15 protein-coding genes, 1 tRNA gene and 1 pseudogene are annotated in these 16,519 nt (G+C 58.2%); 10 read left to right on the top strand and 7 right to left on the bottom strand.

The features are described from left to right. Nucleotides 1–72 precede the first annotated feature (72 nt). Nucleotides 73–984: a carbamate kinase gene (arcC, locus tag ACMWLG_RS15835; protein ID WP_045402354.1), complete on the bottom strand. Its 912-nt coding sequence runs from the start codon at nucleotides 982–984 to the stop codon at nucleotides 73–75. 10 nt (nucleotides 985–994) lie between these two features. Next, nucleotides 995–2,215, bottom strand: coding sequence for an arginine deiminase (gene arcA, locus ACMWLG_RS15830; RefSeq protein ID WP_045355667.1), 1,221 nt, complete (start codon nucleotides 2,213–2,215; stop codon nucleotides 995–997). 675 nt (nucleotides 2,216–2,890) lie between these two features. Between arcA and ACMWLG_RS15825 the strand changes: the two genes are divergently transcribed. The 5 genes from ACMWLG_RS15825 to ACMWLG_RS15805 all read left to right on the top strand — a co-directional run bounded on the left by ACMWLG_RS15825 (nucleotide 2,891) and on the right by ACMWLG_RS15805 (nucleotide 9,707). After that, nucleotides 2,891–3,343, top strand: coding sequence for a YhcH/YjgK/YiaL family protein (locus ACMWLG_RS15825; RefSeq protein ID WP_023310204.1), 453 nt, complete (start codon nucleotides 2,891–2,893; stop codon nucleotides 3,341–3,343). A 242-nt stretch (nucleotides 3,344–3,585) separates the two neighbouring features. After that, the gene (gene yagE / locus ACMWLG_RS15820; RefSeq protein ID WP_045402357.1) at nucleotides 3,586–4,494 is read left to right on the top strand and encodes a 2-keto-3-deoxygluconate aldolase; all 909 of its coding nucleotides are present in this window, start codon (nucleotides 3,586–3,588) and stop codon (nucleotides 4,492–4,494) included. 14 nt (nucleotides 4,495–4,508) lie between these two features. Continuing rightward, nucleotides 4,509–6,476, top strand: a complete 1,968-nt coding sequence (gene yagF / locus ACMWLG_RS15815) for a xylonate dehydratase YagF (RefSeq protein ID WP_045402361.1) — start codon at nucleotides 4,509–4,511, stop codon at nucleotides 6,474–6,476. A 226-nt stretch (nucleotides 6,477–6,702) separates the two neighbouring features. Next, entirely contained in the window at nucleotides 6,703–8,085 is a 1,383-nt protein-coding gene (locus ACMWLG_RS15810) for an MFS transporter (RefSeq protein WP_045402365.1), read from the top strand. An 11-nt stretch (nucleotides 8,086–8,096) separates the two neighbouring features. Then, complete coding sequence (locus ACMWLG_RS15805; protein WP_045402368.1) at nucleotides 8,097–9,707, top strand: glycoside hydrolase family 43 protein; 1,611 nt, start codon at nucleotides 8,097–8,099, stop codon at nucleotides 9,705–9,707. 4 nt (nucleotides 9,708–9,711) lie between these two features. Here the strand turns inward: ACMWLG_RS15805 and xynR are convergent, their stop codons facing one another. From xynR to argL, 5 genes are all read right to left on the bottom strand, one after another. Next, nucleotides 9,712–10,470 (bottom strand): DNA-binding transcriptional repressor XynR, encoded by a 759-nt coding sequence (gene xynR / locus ACMWLG_RS15800; RefSeq protein WP_045402371.1) that lies wholly within the window; start codon nucleotides 10,468–10,470, stop codon nucleotides 9,712–9,714. A 219-nt stretch (nucleotides 10,471–10,689) separates the two neighbouring features. Further along, a complete protein-coding gene (locus ACMWLG_RS15795) occupies nucleotides 10,690–11,124 on the bottom strand; it encodes a DUF3828 domain-containing protein (RefSeq protein ID WP_023310210.1) in 435 nt (144 codons plus the stop codon). A 1-nt stretch (nucleotide 11,125) separates the two neighbouring features. Next, complete coding sequence (locus ACMWLG_RS15790; protein ID WP_045402374.1) at nucleotides 11,126–11,488, bottom strand: hypothetical protein; 363 nt, start codon at nucleotides 11,486–11,488, stop codon at nucleotides 11,126–11,128. Between the two features lie 277 nt (nucleotides 11,489–11,765). Next, nucleotides 11,766–12,770 (bottom strand): ornithine carbamoyltransferase, encoded by a 1,005-nt coding sequence (gene argF, locus ACMWLG_RS15785; RefSeq protein WP_045402376.1) that lies wholly within the window; start codon nucleotides 12,768–12,770, stop codon nucleotides 11,766–11,768. Further along, a complete protein-coding gene (gene argL, locus ACMWLG_RS15780; RefSeq protein ID WP_213333342.1) occupies nucleotides 12,740–12,835 on the bottom strand; it encodes a putative translational regulatory protein ArgL in 96 nt (31 codons plus the stop codon). The genes argF and argL overlap by 31 nt, the downstream gene beginning before the upstream one ends. Before the next feature lie 99 nt (nucleotides 12,836–12,934). Here argL and rraB point away from each other — a divergent pair, with 99 nt between their 5' ends. The 5 genes and pseudogenes from rraB to ACMWLG_RS15755 all read left to right on the top strand — a co-directional run. Next, a complete protein-coding gene (rraB, locus tag ACMWLG_RS15775) occupies nucleotides 12,935–13,360 on the top strand; it encodes a ribonuclease E inhibitor RraB (RefSeq protein WP_029739283.1) in 426 nt (141 codons plus the stop codon). Between the two features lie 46 nt (nucleotides 13,361–13,406). Continuing rightward, complete coding sequence (miaE, locus tag ACMWLG_RS15770; RefSeq protein ID WP_038981673.1) at nucleotides 13,407–14,165, top strand: tRNA isopentenyl-2-thiomethyl-A-37 hydroxylase MiaE; 759 nt, start codon at nucleotides 13,407–13,409, stop codon at nucleotides 14,163–14,165. A 30-nt stretch (nucleotides 14,166–14,195) separates the two neighbouring features. Further along, nucleotides 14,196–14,918 (top strand): hypothetical protein, encoded by a 723-nt coding sequence (locus tag ACMWLG_RS15765; protein ID WP_045402381.1) that lies wholly within the window; start codon nucleotides 14,196–14,198, stop codon nucleotides 14,916–14,918. 106 nt (nucleotides 14,919–15,024) lie between these two features. After that, nucleotides 15,025–15,109, top strand: a tRNA-Leu gene (locus ACMWLG_RS15760). A gap of 186 nt (nucleotides 15,110–15,295) precedes the next feature. Continuing rightward, nucleotides 15,296–16,420, top strand: a pseudogene (locus tag ACMWLG_RS15755) (tyrosine-type recombinase/integrase); the annotation flags it as partial. Between the last annotated feature and the right edge of the window lie 99 nt (nucleotides 16,421–16,519).

Genomic DNA, 16,519 nt, shown 5'->3' with positions numbered 1-16,519 from the left:
CTCTTCCACGGGGAGAGGGTGTAATCGTCCCCCTCTCCATTAGGGAGAGGGTTAGGGTGAGGGGAAAACGACTCAGTTACGAATCAACGTGCCTTTCTCGCCCGCGAGGATCTCCGCGCCGTCGCCCAGCGCGCCGATCCCGGCAATACCGTTGCAGGCCTCGACGAACTCGCGGCAGGCGGCCACTTTCGGCCCCATCGATCCGGCGTCGAACTGCATGCCTCTGAGCAGCTCCGGCGTCACCTGCGCCAGCGGGCGCTGGGTCGGCTTGCCCCAGTCGAGGTACACCGCATCGGCATCGGTCAGGATCAGCAGGGCATCGGCCTCGATCTGGCGCGCCAGCAGGGCGGCAGAGAGGTCTTTGTCGATCACCGCCTCAATGCCGCGATAGCCGTTGGCGTTCTCCACTACCGGCACGCCGCCTCCGCCGTTGCAGATCACCAGGTGATCGCGCTGGATCAGCGCCGTGATGGCGTCGCTCTCGACGATGCGCTTCGGCTGCGGTGACGGCACCACGCGGCGGAAGTAGCTGCCGTCGGCCTTAAATACCCAGCCTTTTTCCGCGGCCAGCATTTTTGCCTGGGCTTCGCTGTACACCGGGCCGATGTACTTGGTGGGGTTGCTGAAGGCCGGGTCGGCGGCGTCCACTTCCACCTGCGTGAGCAGGACGCTCACCTCGCGCTGCGGCAGATTGTTTTTCAGCGCCTGCTGGAGCATGTAGCCGATCATTCCCTGGCTTTCGGCACCGAGAACGTCCAGCGGGTAGGGTGTGACTTTGTCGTAGGCGCTGTTCTGCAGCGCCAGCAGCCCGACCTGCGGCCCGTTGCCGTGCACCAGCACCACGCGCCACTGTTCTGTTAATCCGGCGATGGTGCGCGCGGCCTGCTCGATGTTCTGGCGCTGGATTTCGGCTTCCAGCGGCTCGCCGCGCTTGAGCAGCGCGTTGCCGCCAAGGGCCACAACCAGAGTGGGTTTTCGTTCCATGATGGCTCCTTTAAATTCCGTCGCGTTCCAGCGGGCAGCTCATGCAGCGCGCGCCGCCGCGACCGCGTCCGAGCTCGTCGCCAGGGATGGGCAGCACGGTGATGCCCGCTTTGTCGTACTTCTCGTTGGTCCAGACGTTGCGCTCGTAGCCAATCACCACGCCCGGGCGGATGGTCAGCACGTTGTTGGCGTCGTTCCACTGCTCGCGTTCGGCTTCAAAGGCGTCGCCGCCGGTGGTGATCAGGCGCACCTGGTTAATGCCGAGCGCTTTCTCGATGGCGTGCAGCAGGTCGGTTTCCTGAGTGCGCAGCAGGCCGCCGCGTCCGTCCGGGGTAAGCGTCCAGCACTGGGCGTCCTTGCGCACCACTTCCGGGTAGACGGAGAAGGTGTCCACGTCGATGTGGGTCATGACGGTGTCGAGGTGCATACAGGAGCGGTGTTTGGGCAGCTCAACGGCAATCACGCGCTCGGCCTGGCGGTGCTTAAACAGGCTGTTAGCGAGGAACTCCACGCCCTGCGGCGTCGTGCGCTCGGACATGCCGATCAGTACCGCCCCGCGGCCAATCACCAGTACGTCGCCGCCTTCTAAGGTGGCGTGGTCGTAATTAATATTCTCGTCGCCGAAATACTTAATAAAATCGCCGTCGGCAAACGCCGGGTGCCAGCGATATATTGCCCGCAGGTTATTGGTTTCGCGCTGACGGGCCGGTTTGGCCATCGGGTTAATGGAGACGCCGTTATAAATCCAGCATGAGGTATCGCGGGTAAATAAATGGTTCGGCAGCGGCTTCATAATAAAATCATTCGCCGTGTGGGTATCCACCACCATATTTTTAATGGCCGCCGGAATTTCGCCGTAGGTTAATCCGCCGCTCAGCCTGCGCGCCAGTTCCCGGTGCGGCATATCTGCCAGCCAGCCGCGCACGTCGCCGGCAAAGGTTGGGCCGAGGCGATAGTCGGAGATTTGGGTATCCAGCAGCCAGGCTTTCGCTTCTGCAATATCAAGGGATTGCGTCAGAAGGTCGGTCAACAGCAGGACTTCCACACCCTGCTCGCGCAGCGTGTTGGCGAAGATGTCATGCTCCTCACCCGCCCGCTCAACCGAGAGCACGTCATCGAAAAGCAGCTCCTGACAGTTTGATGGCGTTAAACGTTTCAGACTTAAATTAGGACGGTGCAGCATAACGCTACGCAATTGACCAATTTCAGAACCGACGTAATGCTTTTCCATAATTATTCCTTTAACTGTTTTTCAGAATAAAAAGGGCATGCGCCATGTGATGTGTTTAATTTCATGGCGGCTAAGCTCAATTGATTTCGTGATTCATACTAGGGGGTTAAATAATCCGTATTGTGATATTGCTCACGCGAAAATGGATATTAAGCGGTTTGTTTTCATTTGCATGATTCGCATCAGATAATGATTAATTGATTATTCTGGCGAGGTGAATAGCTAAGCACTATCCGTTGTCATTATTTTCACTTGTTAGTGTTTTGTAGAATTTAATGCTTTGAAATATTTTGTTAAGGTATTGATTTTAATTGTTTTTATAGTTTTTGTGGAATGACTATGCATTATTGCTAATTAACTATTTTTGGCTTAAGGAAAATCAATAAATATTTATTGAATTTAATAGCAAATTATCAAAGTGATAAAATGTGAAGCGGTAGCGAGTTTTGTTGTTAAGGCCTGGCGATCAATGAGTTAGCGCAAGGGCGTGATAACGAAGAGCTGAAGATATGCATAATGACTGCATAAATGCCTGCGAGGGCTTAACAGCAAATTAACACCATTCCCGATAAACATGCGTTCGCGCAAAACCCGTCTAAAAAGCGCTGGTATGGCAGCCTTAACTCTCGTATAAGAGATAAAAATGAAACGTTGTTTTACATAGAGAGATTTCACATGATTATCGGCAACATCCACCATCTGCACTCCTGGCTGCCTGACGATCTGCGTCAGGCCATCGAGCACGTTAAAGCCCACGTTACCGACGCCACGCCGCTCGGCAAGCACGACATCAACGGCAGCAGCCTCTTTTATCTGGTCTCGGAAGACATGACCCAGCCGTTCGCCGAGCGCCGCGCCGAGTACCACGCGCGCTATCTGGACATCCAGATAATCATGAAGGGCCAGGAGGGGATGACCTTCAGCACCCTGCCGCACGGTACGCCCGACACCGACTGGCTGGCGGACAAAGACATCGCGTTCCTGCCGGAAGGCGAGCAGGAGAAAACCGTGGTGCTTAGCGAAGGGGATTTTGTGGTGTTCTGGCCGGGTGAGGTGCACAAGCCGCTGTGCGCGGTGGGCGCGCCTGCGAAGGTCAGGAAAGTGGTTGTTAAAATGCTGGTGGAGTAACCCTGACCCCTCACCCTAACCCTCTCCCACGGGGAGAGGGAACTTTTACACCCTCTCCCCGTGGGTGAGGGCCGGGGTGAGGGCACCAGACCGCACCCACGCAATATGTGATCCAGCTTAAACTTCCCGCACTCCCTCTGCATCTCTCATTTACCTGCGCTTTTCCTGCGTCATAGTATGATCGTTAATTTAATGAACGCTGTTCTATAATGTAGAACAAAATGATTCAGCAAGGAGATCTCATGCCGCAGTCCGCGTTGTTTACGGGAATCATTCCCCCTGTCTCCACCATTTTTACCGCCGATGGCCAGCTCGATAAGCAGGGCACCGCCGCGCTGATCGACGATCTGATCGCGGCAGGCGTTGACGGCCTGTTCTTCCTGGGCAGCGGCGGCGAGTTCTCCCAGCTCGGCGCCGAAGAGCGTAAAGCAATTGCCCGCTTTGCTATCGATCACGTCGATCGTCGCGTGCCGGTCCTGATCGGCACCGGCGGCACCAACGCCCGGGAAACCATTGAACTGAGCCAGCACGCGCAGCAGGCGGGCGCGGACGGCATCGTGGTGATCAACCCCTACTACTGGAAAGTGTCGGAAGCGAACTTGATCCGCTATTTCGAGCAGGTGGCCGACAGCGTCACGCTGCCGGTGATGCTCTATAACTTCCCGGCGCTGACCGGGCAGGATCTGACCCCGGCGCTGGTGAAAACCCTTGCCGACTCGCGCAACAATATTATCGGCATCAAAGACACCATCGACTCCGTCGCCCACCTGCGCAGCATGATCCATACCGTCAAAGGCGCCCATCCGCACTTCACGGTGCTCTGCGGCTACGACGATCACCTCTTTAATACCCTGCTGCTCGGCGGCGACGGGGCGATCTCGGCGAGCGGTAACTTTGCCCCGCAGGTGTCGGTGAATCTTCTGAAAGCCTGGCGCGACGGGGACGTGGCGAAAGCGGCTGAGTATCATCAGACCCTGCTGCAAATTCCGCAAATGTATCAGCTGGATACGCCGTTTGTTAACGTGATTAAAGAGGCGATCGTGCTCTGCGGTCGCCCTGTCTCCACGCACGTGCTGCCGCCCGCCTCCCCGCTGGACGCGCCGCGCAAGGCGCAGCTGAAAACCCTGCTGCAACAGCTCAAGCTCTGCTGAGCCGGATGATAACGATGACCATTGAGAAAATTTTCACCCCACAGGACGACGCGTTTTATGCGGTGATCACCCACGCGGCGGGGCCGCAGGGCGCGCTGCCGCTGACCCCGCAGATGCTGATGGAATCTCCCAGCGGCAACCTGTTCGGCATGACGCAGAACGCCGGGATGGGCTGGGACGCCAACAGGCTGACCGGGAAAGAGGTGCTGATCATCGGCACCCAGGGCGGCATCCGCGCCGGGGACGGACGCCCGGTCGCGCTGGGCTACCACACCGGGCACTGGGAGATTGGCATGCAGATGCAGGCGGCGGCGAAGGAGATCACCCGCAGCGGCGGGATCCCGTTTGCGGCCTTCGTCAGCGATCCGTGCGACGGACGCTCGCAGGGCACGCACGGCATGTTCGATTCCCTGCCGTACCGCAACGACGCGGCGATCGTGTTTCGCCGCCTGATCCGTTCCCTCCCGACGCGTCGGGCGGTGATTGGCGTCGCCACCTGTGATAAAGGACTGCCCGCCACCATGATTGCCCTGGCCTCGATGCACGACCTGCCGACCATTCTGGTGCCGGGCGGGGCGACGCTGCCGCCGACCGTCGGGGAAGACGCGGGTAAGGTGCAGACCATCGGCGCGCGCTTCGCCAATCACGAACTCTCCCTGCAGGAGGCCGCCGAGCTGGGCTGTCGCGCCTGCGCCTCGCCGGGCGGCGGGTGTCAGTTCCTCGGCACGGCGGGCACCTCGCAGGTGGTCGCGGAGGCGCTGGGCCTGGCGCTGCCGCATTCCGCGCTGGCGCCGTCCGGGCAGGCGGTGTGGCTGGAGATCGCCCGCCAGTCGGCGCGCGCGGTCAGCGAGCTGGATAACCGCGGCATCACCACGCGCGATATCCTCACCGACAAAGCCATCGAAAACGCGATGGTGATCCACGCGGCGTTCGGCGGCTCCACCAACTTACTGCTACACATTCCGGCCATCGCCCACGCGGCGGGCTGCACGATCCCGGACGTTGAGCACTGGACGCGTGTCAACCGTAAAGTGCCGCGCCTGGTGAGCGTGCTGCCCAACGGCCCGGACTATCATCCGACCGTGCGCGCCTTCCTCGCGGGCGGCGTGCCGGAGGTAATGCTCCACCTGCGCGATCTCGGCCTGCTGCACCTGGACGCCATGACCGTGACTGGCCAGACGGTGGGCGAGAACCTTGACTGGTGGCAGGCGTCCGAGCGCCGGGCGCGCTTCCGCCAGTGCCTGCACGAGCAGGACGGCGTGGATCCGGATGACGTGATCCTGCCGCCGAAGAAGGCAAAAGCGAAAGGGCTGACCTCGACGGTCTGCTTCCCGACGGGCAACATCGCGCCCGAAGGGTCGGTGATCAAGGCCACGGCGATCGACCCGTCGGTGGTGGGCGAAGATGGCGTGTACCGCCACACCGGCCGGGTGCGGGTGTTTGTCTCGGAAGCGCAGGCAATCAAGGCCATCAAGCGGGAAGAGATTGCGCAGGGCGATATCATGGTGGTCATCGGCGGCGGACCGTCCGGCACCGGCATGGAAGAGACCTACCAGCTCACCTCCGCGCTGAAGCATATTTCGTGGGGCAAAACGGTGTCGTTAATCACCGATGCGCGCTTCTCGGGCGTGTCGACGGGCGCCTGCTTCGGCCACGTGTCGCCGGAGGCGCTGGCGGGCGGGCCGATTGGCAAGCTGCGCGATAACGACATCATCGAGATCGCCGTCGACCGCCTGACGTTAACGGGCTGCGTGAACTTTATCGGCACCGCGGACAACCCGCTGACGCCGGAAGAGGGCGCGCGCGAGCTGGCGCGGCGGCAGACGCACCCGGATCTGCACGCCCACGACTTTTTGCCGGACGATACCCGGCTGTGGGCTGCGCTGCAGTCGGTGAGCGGCGGCACCTGGAAAGGCTGTATTTATGACACCGATAAAATCATTGAGGTAATTAACGCCGGTAAAAAAGCACTCGGCATTTAATTATTTTCAGAGATAAAACCGTCTGCGGGAAATATTCCGCGGACGGCTTTTCTATTTCTGTTATTTAATAATATAAACAATAGGTTGAGATATATCGTCGGCGTCACAAAAGCAAAATAACGTAATTCCGAAATAAGATATGACCATTGCTGGTTAATTGAACAGCTCATTACACTCCATTAACACGATGTTGTAATTCAGCACACTACATAAGGGTGTAATTCTGATGACGCAATTAACCATGAAAGACAAAATTGGCTACGGGCTGGGTGACACCGCCTGCGGCTTCGTCTGGCAGGCCACGATGTTCCTGCTGGCCTACTTCTACACCGACGTCTTCGGCCTGTCGGCGGGCATTATGGGCACGCTGTTTTTGGTCTCCCGCGTGCTCGACGCCGTCACCGACCCGCTGATGGGGCTGCTGGTAGACCGCACCCGCACGCGGCACGGCCAGTTCCGCCCGTTCCTGCTGTGGGGCGCCATCCCGTTCGGTATCGTCTGCGTGCTGACCTTCTACACGCCGGACTTCTCCGCGCAGGGCAAGATCATCTACGCCTGCGTGACCTACATTCTCCTGACTCTGGTCTACACCTTCGTTAACGTGCCGTACTGCGCCATGCCGGGCGTCATCACCGCCGACCCGAAAGAGCGTCACGCCCTGCAGTCCTGGCGCTTCTTCCTGGCTGCGGCGGGCTCGCTCGCCATCAGCGGCATCGCGCTGCCGCTGGTGAGCATCATCGGCAAAGGGGACGAGCAGGTGGGCTACTTCGGCGCCATGTGCGTGCTGGGGCTGAGCGGCGTGGTGCTGCTTTACGTATGCTTCTTTACCACCAAAGAGCGCTACACCTTTGAGGTGCAGCCGGGCTCGTCGGTGGCGAAAGATCTCAGGCTGCTGCTGGGCAACGGCCAGTGGCGGATCATGTGCGCGTTCAAGATGATGGCGACCTGCTCCAACGTGGTGCGCGGCGGGGCGACGCTCTACTTCGTGAAATACGTGATGGATCATCCGGAGATGGCGACCCAGTTCTTACTCTACGGCAGCCTCGCCACCATGTTCGGCTCGCTCTGCTCTTCCCGCCTGCTGGGCCGCTTTGACCGCGTCACCGCCTTCAAGTGGATCATCGTCGCCTACTCGCTGATCAGCCTGCTGATTTTCGTCACCCCGGCCGAGCATATCGCGCTGATTTTTGCCCTCAACATTCTGTTCCTGTTCGTCTTCAACACCACCACGCCGCTGCAGTGGCTGATGGCCTCTGACGTAGTGGACTACGAGGAGAGCCGCAGCGGTCGCCGCCTCGACGGGCTGGTGTTCTCCACCTACCTGTTCAGCCTGAAGATTGGCCTGGCGATTGGCGGGGCGGTGGTGGGCTGGATCCTGGCGTATGTGAACTACTCCGCCAGCAGCAGCGTGCAGCCGGTCGAGGTGCTCACCACCATCAAAATTCTGTTCTGCGTGGTGCCGGTGGTGCTCTACGCGGGCATGTTCATCATGCTGTCGTTCTACAAGCTCACCGACGCCCGCGTGGAGGCCATCAGCCAGCAGCTGATCAAGCACCGCGCGGCGCAGGGCGAGGCCATTCCCGACGCAGCGACAGCCGCATCCCATTAACCGGAGGCAATATGGAAATCACCAACCCGATACTTACCGGCTTCAACCCGGACCCGTCCCTGTGCCGCCAGGGCGAGGACTACTACATCGCCACCTCGACCTTCGAGTGGTTCCCCGGCGTGCGCATCTACCACTCCCGCGACCTGAAAAACTGGTCGCTGGTCAGCACCCCGCTGGACCGCGTGTCGATGCTGGACATGAAGGGCAACCCGGACTCCGGCGGCATCTGGGCGCCGTGCCTGAGCTACGCCGACGGCAGGTTCTGGCTGCTCTACACCGACGTAAAGATTGTCGACTCGCCGTGGAAAAACGGCCGCAACTTCCTCGTCACCGCGCCCTCCATCAAGGGGCCGTGGAGCGAGCCGATCCCGATGGGCAACGGCGGGTTTGACCCGTCCCTGTTCCACGACGACGATGGCCGCAAATATTACCTCTACCGACCGTGGGGGCCGCGCCACCACAGCAACCCACACAACACCATCGTGATGCAGGAGTTTGACCCGCAGACCGGCACGCTCTCGCCCGAGCGCAAAACCCTGTTTACCGGCACGCCGCTCTGCTACACCGAGGGGGCGCATCTTTATCGCCACGCGGGATGGTACTACCTGATGGTGGCCGAAGGCGGCACCAGCTACGAGCACGCCGTCGTGGTGCTGCGTTCAAAAACCATCGACGGGCCGTACGAGCTGCACCCGGACGTGACGATGATGACCAGCTGGCACCTGCCGGAGAACCCGCTGCAGAAGAGCGGCCACGGCTCGCTGCTGCAGACCCACACGGGGGAGTGGTACATGGCCTACCTCACCAGCCGCCCGCTGCGCCTGCCTGGCGTGCCGCTGCTGGCCTCCGGCGGGCGCGGCTACTGCCCGCTGGGGCGCGAGACCGGCATCGCCCGCATTGAATGGCGCGACGGCTGGCCGTACGTGGAAGGCGGCAAGCACGCGCAGCTGACCGTGAAAGGCCCGCAAATTGCCGAGCAGCACGCTGCCGTTCAGGGCCGCTGGCGGGACGATTTCGACGCCAGTTCGCTCGACCCGGAACTACAGACCCTGCGCATTCCGTTCGACGACACCCTCGGCTCGCTCACCGCGCGCCCGGGCTATTTACGGCTCTACGGCAACGACTCGCTCAACTCGACCTTTACCCAGTCGACCGTGGCGCGCCGCTGGCAGCACTTCGCCTTCCGTTCAGAAACGCGGATGCAATTTTCGCCGGTCCACTTCCAGCAGAGCGCGGGGCTGACCTGCTACTACAACAGCAAAAACTGGAGCTACTGCTTTGTGGACTACGAGGAGGGGCAGGGGAGAACCATCAAAGTGATCCAGCTCGACCACAACGTACCGTCATGGCCGCTGCACGAGCAGCCGATTCCGGTGCCGGAACATGCGGAGAGCGTCTGGCTGCGGGTGGACGTGGATACGCTGGTTTACCGCTACAGCTACTCGTTCGACGGCGAGACGTGGCACACCGTGCCGGTAACGTATGAGGCGTGGAAACTGTCGGACGACTACATCGGCGGGCGCGGCTTCTTTACCGGCGCGTTTGTGGGGCTGCACTGCGAGGACATCAGCGGAGATGGCTGCCACGCAGACTTCGACTACTTCACCTACGAGCCGGTTTAACGGCTCAGGCCGGGTAGCCCAGCGCGCGTGACAGCTCGAGCCCGGCCTGCTGAAGCTGCTCGCGGAAGCGGGCCAGCTCGGCGTCGTCCACGCGGGAGGTCAGCGTCGACAGGCTCAGGGCTGCAATCACGCGGGATTCGTGGTTCCACACCGGCACCGCCACGCAGCGCACGCCCTGCTCGTTCTCTTCGCTGTCCAGGGCGTAGCCTTGCTCGCGGGTCTGCGCCAGGGCGGCCACTAAGGCTTCGCGAGAGGCGAGGGTCGCGGGCGTAAAGGTGGTGTACTGATAGCCCTCCAGCAGGGCGTTCAGCTCGGTCTCGCCCAGCCAGGCAATCAGCACCTTGCCGATAGCGGTGGCGTGAACCGGCAGGCGGCGGCCAATGCGCGAATAGGCGATGGCAGCCAGCTTGCCTTCAATTTTCTCGATATAAACCCCTTCACGCCCGTCCAGGATCCCCAGATGGGTGGTCTGCCCGGTCCGCCGGGACAGCTCCGTCAGCCAGCCTTTTGCCTTCTGCCGAATATCGATGGAGCCCACGACAAAATGGCCGCGCTCGACCAGCTTCATGCCGAGGCGATACTTACCGTTCTCCGGGTTCTGATCGATATAGCCGTGAAGCTGCAGGGTTTTCAGCAGCGAGTGGAGGGTACTCTTGCTCAGCCCCATCAGTTTGCTGATGTCGGTGATCTTAAGCTCGGTGGCCTGCTCGTTGAACAGGTCGAGGATCTGCAACGCACGTTCAACAGACTGAATAATCGGCATAATGCTGGCATGTCCACGCTGGAATTAAGGCGAAAACGTACCTTTTTCGGGGTGAAAAATCAATGAAATGGCGCCGATGTTCTCCCTCTGCCCGTGGGAGAGGGGCTGCCTGATTTGCCCGGCGGCGCTACGCTTGCACGGGCCTACGGGTTGTGTAGGCCGGGTAAGCGCAGTGCCACCCGGCAACAAAGGCGGCTACATTATTGTTAGCGGGGGGCATCAATTATTATCCCGGGCGGCAACAGACTGGATTTTCCAGACCCCATCTTCTTTAACCATGCAATCAATGACTGTGTGCTGGGTCTTTTTGCCAAACGTGATATTCACGTTTACACAGACCGGGTCTGAAACATACGAATCAATAGCCACATTCTCAGCCCAGTCCTCGCCGATATACTGCGATTTCATAAAAAAATCAGCCTCGTAAAATTCAGCGTCGGCATAACGGGGATCGTCTGCATGACGTAATTTTTTCATGGTGCTGGCCGTAACGAACTTATCGATTTCATTTCCCTCTTGGATGGGATAACGATCGTTGTTCACCTGTTTGACGTACCAGCGATTGAATTCAAGGGCGCGCTGCATCGGTATCTGAAAATCTTCGGCCCCCAATGCGGCTGTGCTGAATAACACAATTAAGATGAGCTTATTCATATTAATAATGCCTGTATAAGGTTACGGCTGGCTGGAGTTGGCGATAGGTTGGCCCCGGGTACAGTGTTCTCTGTTTAAAATCTGAATACCAGGTTCCAGCGCCATCATAAATACAGACATGCCCGTACTGATTCGGGCCGGGCAAGGCATCAATCACCGCGATATCCCCCTCTATGGGGGGGCCATAGACTTTTGTGAACCCTGCTTTTTCAAAAGAACGCCAGAAATCCTTAGCGTTTGCCCCTTCGATTTTAAGCCCTCCGGCTCGAATGGCGGCGGCGATTGCTCGAGCGCAATAGTGTCCAGTATGGGTTAGTGCGTGGCTACGGGCGTATGACACAGCTTCATGTTTATTCCATGACATAAACAATCCTTATTAATGAAATGCAGCAATAAGGAAATATTACGCCGATAATATAAGGTGTTTTGTAATTGATAATGACCTGATATTAACCATTATCTACTCAGTAAATAATGGTTAATAAAAAGATAAATACCTATTATGGTTAATGCGTATCTGAGAAAGCGTCAGTAAAATGAATTTTTCTGCCTGACGATAACTCTGTTGTCGTTTTTAGGGTGTTCTCCCTCTCCCCGTGGGAGAGGGCCGGGGTGAGGGCACCAGACCGCAGAGGAGTCAATCACTCCCCAAGCGTCGCCACCATCACCGCCTTAATCGTATGCATCCGGTTTTCCGCCTGGTCAAACACGATGCTCGCCGCCGACTCAAACACCTCGTCCGTCACTTCCATCCCGCCGTGCAGATCGAACTCCTTCGCCATCTGCTTGCCGAGCGTGGTCTGGTCGTCATGGAACGCCGGCAGACAGTGCAGGAACTTCACGTTTGGGTTGCCGGTCAGCGTCATCATCTGCGCGTTCACCTGATACCCGCGCAGCAGCGCAATCCGCTCCGCCCACTTCTCTTTGGCTTCGCCCATCGACACCCACACGTCGGTATAGATAAAGTCCGCGCCCTTCACGCCCGCCGCCACGTCTTCCGTCAGGGTAATTTTCCCGCCGTGCTTCTCCGCCAGCGCGCTGCACTCCGCCACCAGGCTCTCTTCCGGCCAGCAGGCTTTCGGGGCCACCAGGCGCAGATCCAGCCCGGTCAGCGCCGCCGCTTCCAGCATCGAGTTGCCCATGTTGTTGCGCGCGTCGCCCGCGTAGACCAGCGTCATCTCGTTAAACGCCTTGCCCGGCAGGTGCTCCTGCATGGTCAGCAGGTCCGCCAGCAGCTGCGTCGGGTGGAACTCGTTGGTCAGCCCGTTCCACACCGGCACGCCCGCATACTGCGCCAGCGTTTCGACGACTTCCTGGCCGTGGCCGCGATACTGAATGCCGTCGTACATCCGCCCGAGAACCCGCGCGGTGTCCTTAATTGACTCTTTATGCCCAATCTGGCTGCCGCTCGGCCCTAAATAGGTGACGCGCGCGCCCTGGTCAAATGCGGCAACTTCGAAAGAGCAACGTGTACGGGTCGAGTCTTTTTCGAAGATGAGCGCGATGTTTTTACCGGTAAGCTTCTGTACTTCCTTGCCATTTTTTTTATCGGCTTTGAGCTGTGCGGCAAGGGCCAGCAGAGAAGTGAACTGTGCAGGGGTAAAGTCGAGCAGTTTCAGAAAGTGTTTCTTGTATAAATCGGACATTTTATCCTCGCATGGCGAACGCCACCTATTGAATTAAAATTCACTTTATATGTGTAATTATTCATTTGCAACCCCGTTTCACAAATCTTTCTTACAAAGGTGGAGGCAAACCCGTCCGTGTGTGAAAATAGAAGTATCTGCCGCACTTTAAAGAGGATTGAGCCATGGCAAACCCGGAACACCTGGAAGAGCAACGCGAAGAGACGCGTCTGATTATTGAAGAACTGCTGGAAGACGGTAGCGATCCGGACGCGCTGTACACCATCGAGCACCATTTCTCTGCGGATGATTTCGACGCGCTGGAAAAACTGGCCGTTGAAGCCTTCAAGCTGGGTTACGAAGTGACCGAGCCGGAAGAGCTGGAAGTGGAAGAGGGCGACACCGTCATCTGCTGCGACATCCTGAGTGAAGGCGCGCTGAAGGCGGAGCTTATCGACGCGCAGGTAGAACAGCTGATGAACCTGGCGGAGAAGTTTGAAGTGGAATACGACGGCTGGGGAACCTACTTCGAAGATCCGAACGGTGAAGACGGCGAAGAAGGCGACGATGAAGATTACGTCGACGAAGACGACGACGGCGTGCGTCACTAAGCGTTTCAGGCGGTGGCGCGCGCCACCGCTTTTTCAAGGCAGAACCATGGATTACCCGCAGATACTCGCCCCCGTACTCAACTTCCTCCAGTGCCCGACCCCGCAAGCATGGATTGATAAAGCCCGCGATCCGGCGAACCTGCCGCTGCTGCTCACCGACCACATGGTGTGCGAGCTCAAGGCCGCCCAGACCGCGCTGCTGCTGGTGCGTAAATACGTCGCCGACGAAAGCGGTGCCGACGCGCTGCTCGACTGGCTCAAGCCCTACGAACAGTTCACCTTCCGCGACGGCCCGGAGCCGGACTTCATCGCCCTGCACAGGCAGATTGGCAAAAGCGTGATGCCCAAAACCGACGACCCGTGGGGCCAGGCGCTGATCGACAGCATGGTGCTGCTGATTAAAGAGGAGCTGCACCACTTCTGGCAGGTGCGCGAGGCGATGCTGGCCCGCGACATTCCGTACGTCAAAATCACCGCCAGCCGCTACGCCAAAGGGATGCTGAAGGACGTGCGCACCCACGAACCGCTAACGCTGATCGACAAGCTCATCTGCGGCGCCTACATCGAAGCCCGCTCCTGCGAACGCTTCGCCGCGCTGGCCCCGTTCCTCGACGACGACTTACAAAAGTTCTATCTCTCGCTGCTGCGCTCGGAAGCGCGCCACTATCAGGACTACCTGACGCTGGCTCAGCAGGTGAGCGACGACGATATCTCACCGCGCATAAAGCTTTTTGGCGAAATTGAAGCCACACTTATCTCGACACCGGACAACGAGTTTCGCTTCCACAGCGGCGTGCCGGTGTAAACCGGCATAACTCAAGGATAAGGATGCGAGATGAATAAAACGTGGACCCGTACCGTGATGGTTGTTGTGGTGGCCGCCGCCGTGGCGTTCTGGGTGTTCTTCGACAGGCAGCGCGCTCCGGAACGGCAGATGGATTCCGCCCTTAACGCGATGCCCGCCTGGCAGGTGATTAAGGAGCAGGAGCCCGCGCTGCATCAGCGCATCCTCGACCAGATGGCCGCCCTGCAAAAAGCGGGCGAGCCGGAGCAGCAGATTATCGATACCATTCAGCCGCAGATCCTGCATCTGCAGATGTCGCGCCTGCAAAACGCCCCGGACGCCAACGTGGTGAACTACATGACCATCAACATGGAGCAGACCGCCGCCATCCAGAAGGTGAGCGACGACGCCTGCTTCCGCTTCCTCTACCCGACGGTGAAGGGCGGCGTAAACCCGATGCGCATGCTGGATAAAGACCTGATGGCGCGGCGCATGCAGGCCGACGCGGACATGATGCGCGCGGCCTACGGCAAAAACCGCCACACCGTGACCCAGGCCGAACGCGAGGCCGCTGTCGAGGACGTGCGGCCGATTATGAAGGCACTTGCCGATAAGTACGGCGAGGACATCCAGCTGCTGCAGATGCCGGAGAAGGCGGCGGGCAAAGAGAAGCTCTCCTGCGATATGGTTCAGGAGATGTGGGCGAAGGTGCTGGCGCTGCCGGAGCAGAAGGCGGCGGGAGTGATTCGGCTGGCGGTGTCTGAGCTGGAGTGACGAAGGACGCTGGTTTTTTGGGCACTTAGCGCGGGTTTAGCGCGTCGTCGCTTGCATGGCGGCGCGCGACAGGTATAATCCACAACGTTTCCGCATCCCCTTCAGTGCCGAAGTGGCGAAATCGGTAGACGCAGTTGATTCAAAATCAACCGTAGAAATACGTGCCGGTTCGAGTCCGGCCTTCGGCACCATCGGAACATCAATAGACGTCAACGGACGTCTTTTTTTGTGCCTGAAACCCAGTATTTACCTACCTTTCCCGCTATATTAGTTCTCCCAAGGTCAACCGACTTCAACGTACATCTACCAACAGATGTTGGTACAGATGATGGTATTTCCGGTTCGATAATGCTTGTACCAACAGGGAGGGGATAAGCATGGCTCTAACAGATATCAAAGTCAGAACAGCTAGGCCAACGGATAAGCAATATAAGCTGACTGATGGCAACGGTATGCACCTTCTTGTTCATCCAAATGGCTCTAAGTACTGGCGTTTGCAGTACCGATTTAGCGGAAAGCAAAAGATGCTGGCTCTGGGTGTTTACCCTGATGTGTCTCTCGCTGATGCAAGGGCTCGCCGTGATGAAGCTCGTAAGCTTTTGGCAAACAGCATTGATCCGGGAGATAAAAAGAAAAATGATAAAGTTGAGCAGGAAGAAGCACGTACTTTCGAACAACTTGCTATTGAGTGGCATGCCACAAATAAAAAGTGGTCGGAAGAACATAGTCGTCGGGTGCTGAAAAGCCTGGAGGACAATCTCTTTCCCGCCATTGGTAAGCGGAATATTGCTGACCTTAAAACTAGAGACCTGCTGACCCCAATCAAAGCGGTAGAGATGTCGGGGCGACTTGAGGTGGCATCCCGCTTACAGCAGCGTACTACCGCAATTATGCGCTATGCGGTACAGAGTGGTTTGCTTGATTACAACCCAGCACAGGAGATGGCCGGTGCCGTTGCTTCAAGTAACCGGCAGCATAGGCCTGCGTTAGAGTTGAGACGTACTCCCGAACTGCTTCAGCGCATTGATAGCTATACCGGCAGGCCTTTGACTCGTCTCGCCGTTGAGCTAACTCTTCTTGTCTTCATCCGCTCCAGCGAATTGCGTTTTGCTCGTTGGTCTGAGATCGATTTTGAAACATCAATGTGGACCATACCCGCAGAGCGCGAGGCTATTGAAGGGATAAAGCACTCCCAGCGCGGCTCAAAAATGCGTACACCTCATTTGGTGCCGTTATCTCGTCAGGCGTTAGCAATCCTTAAACAGGTACACAAACTTAGTGGGGATCGCGATTTTGTTTTCATTGGCGATCACGACCATCGTAAACCGATGAGTGAAAATACGGTGAACAAGGCGCTGCGCGTTATGGGTTATGACACAAAGGTAGAGGTTTGTGGGCATGGTTTCAGGACCATGGCATGTAGTTCATTGATAGAATCGGGATTGTGGTCGAGGGATGCGGTTGAAAGGCAGATGAGTCATATGGAGCGTAACTCTGTGCGTGTGACCTGCTCCCCGTTGATTAGTACACCCCGATGTTAGTAATGTCTTCATAAGCCACATGAGGACATCCCCATGAAGAAGCGTTTTTCCGACGAACAG

It is taken from the genome of Enterobacter sp. 01-M-02-SI-ECC (assembly GCF_047530595.1).
Classification (GTDB): Bacteria; Pseudomonadota; Gammaproteobacteria; order Enterobacterales; family Enterobacteriaceae; genus Enterobacter; species Enterobacter cloacae_M.
The sequence above is the reverse complement of the archived record's forward strand: the minus strand, read 5'-3'. Positions and strand labels throughout refer to the sequence as shown.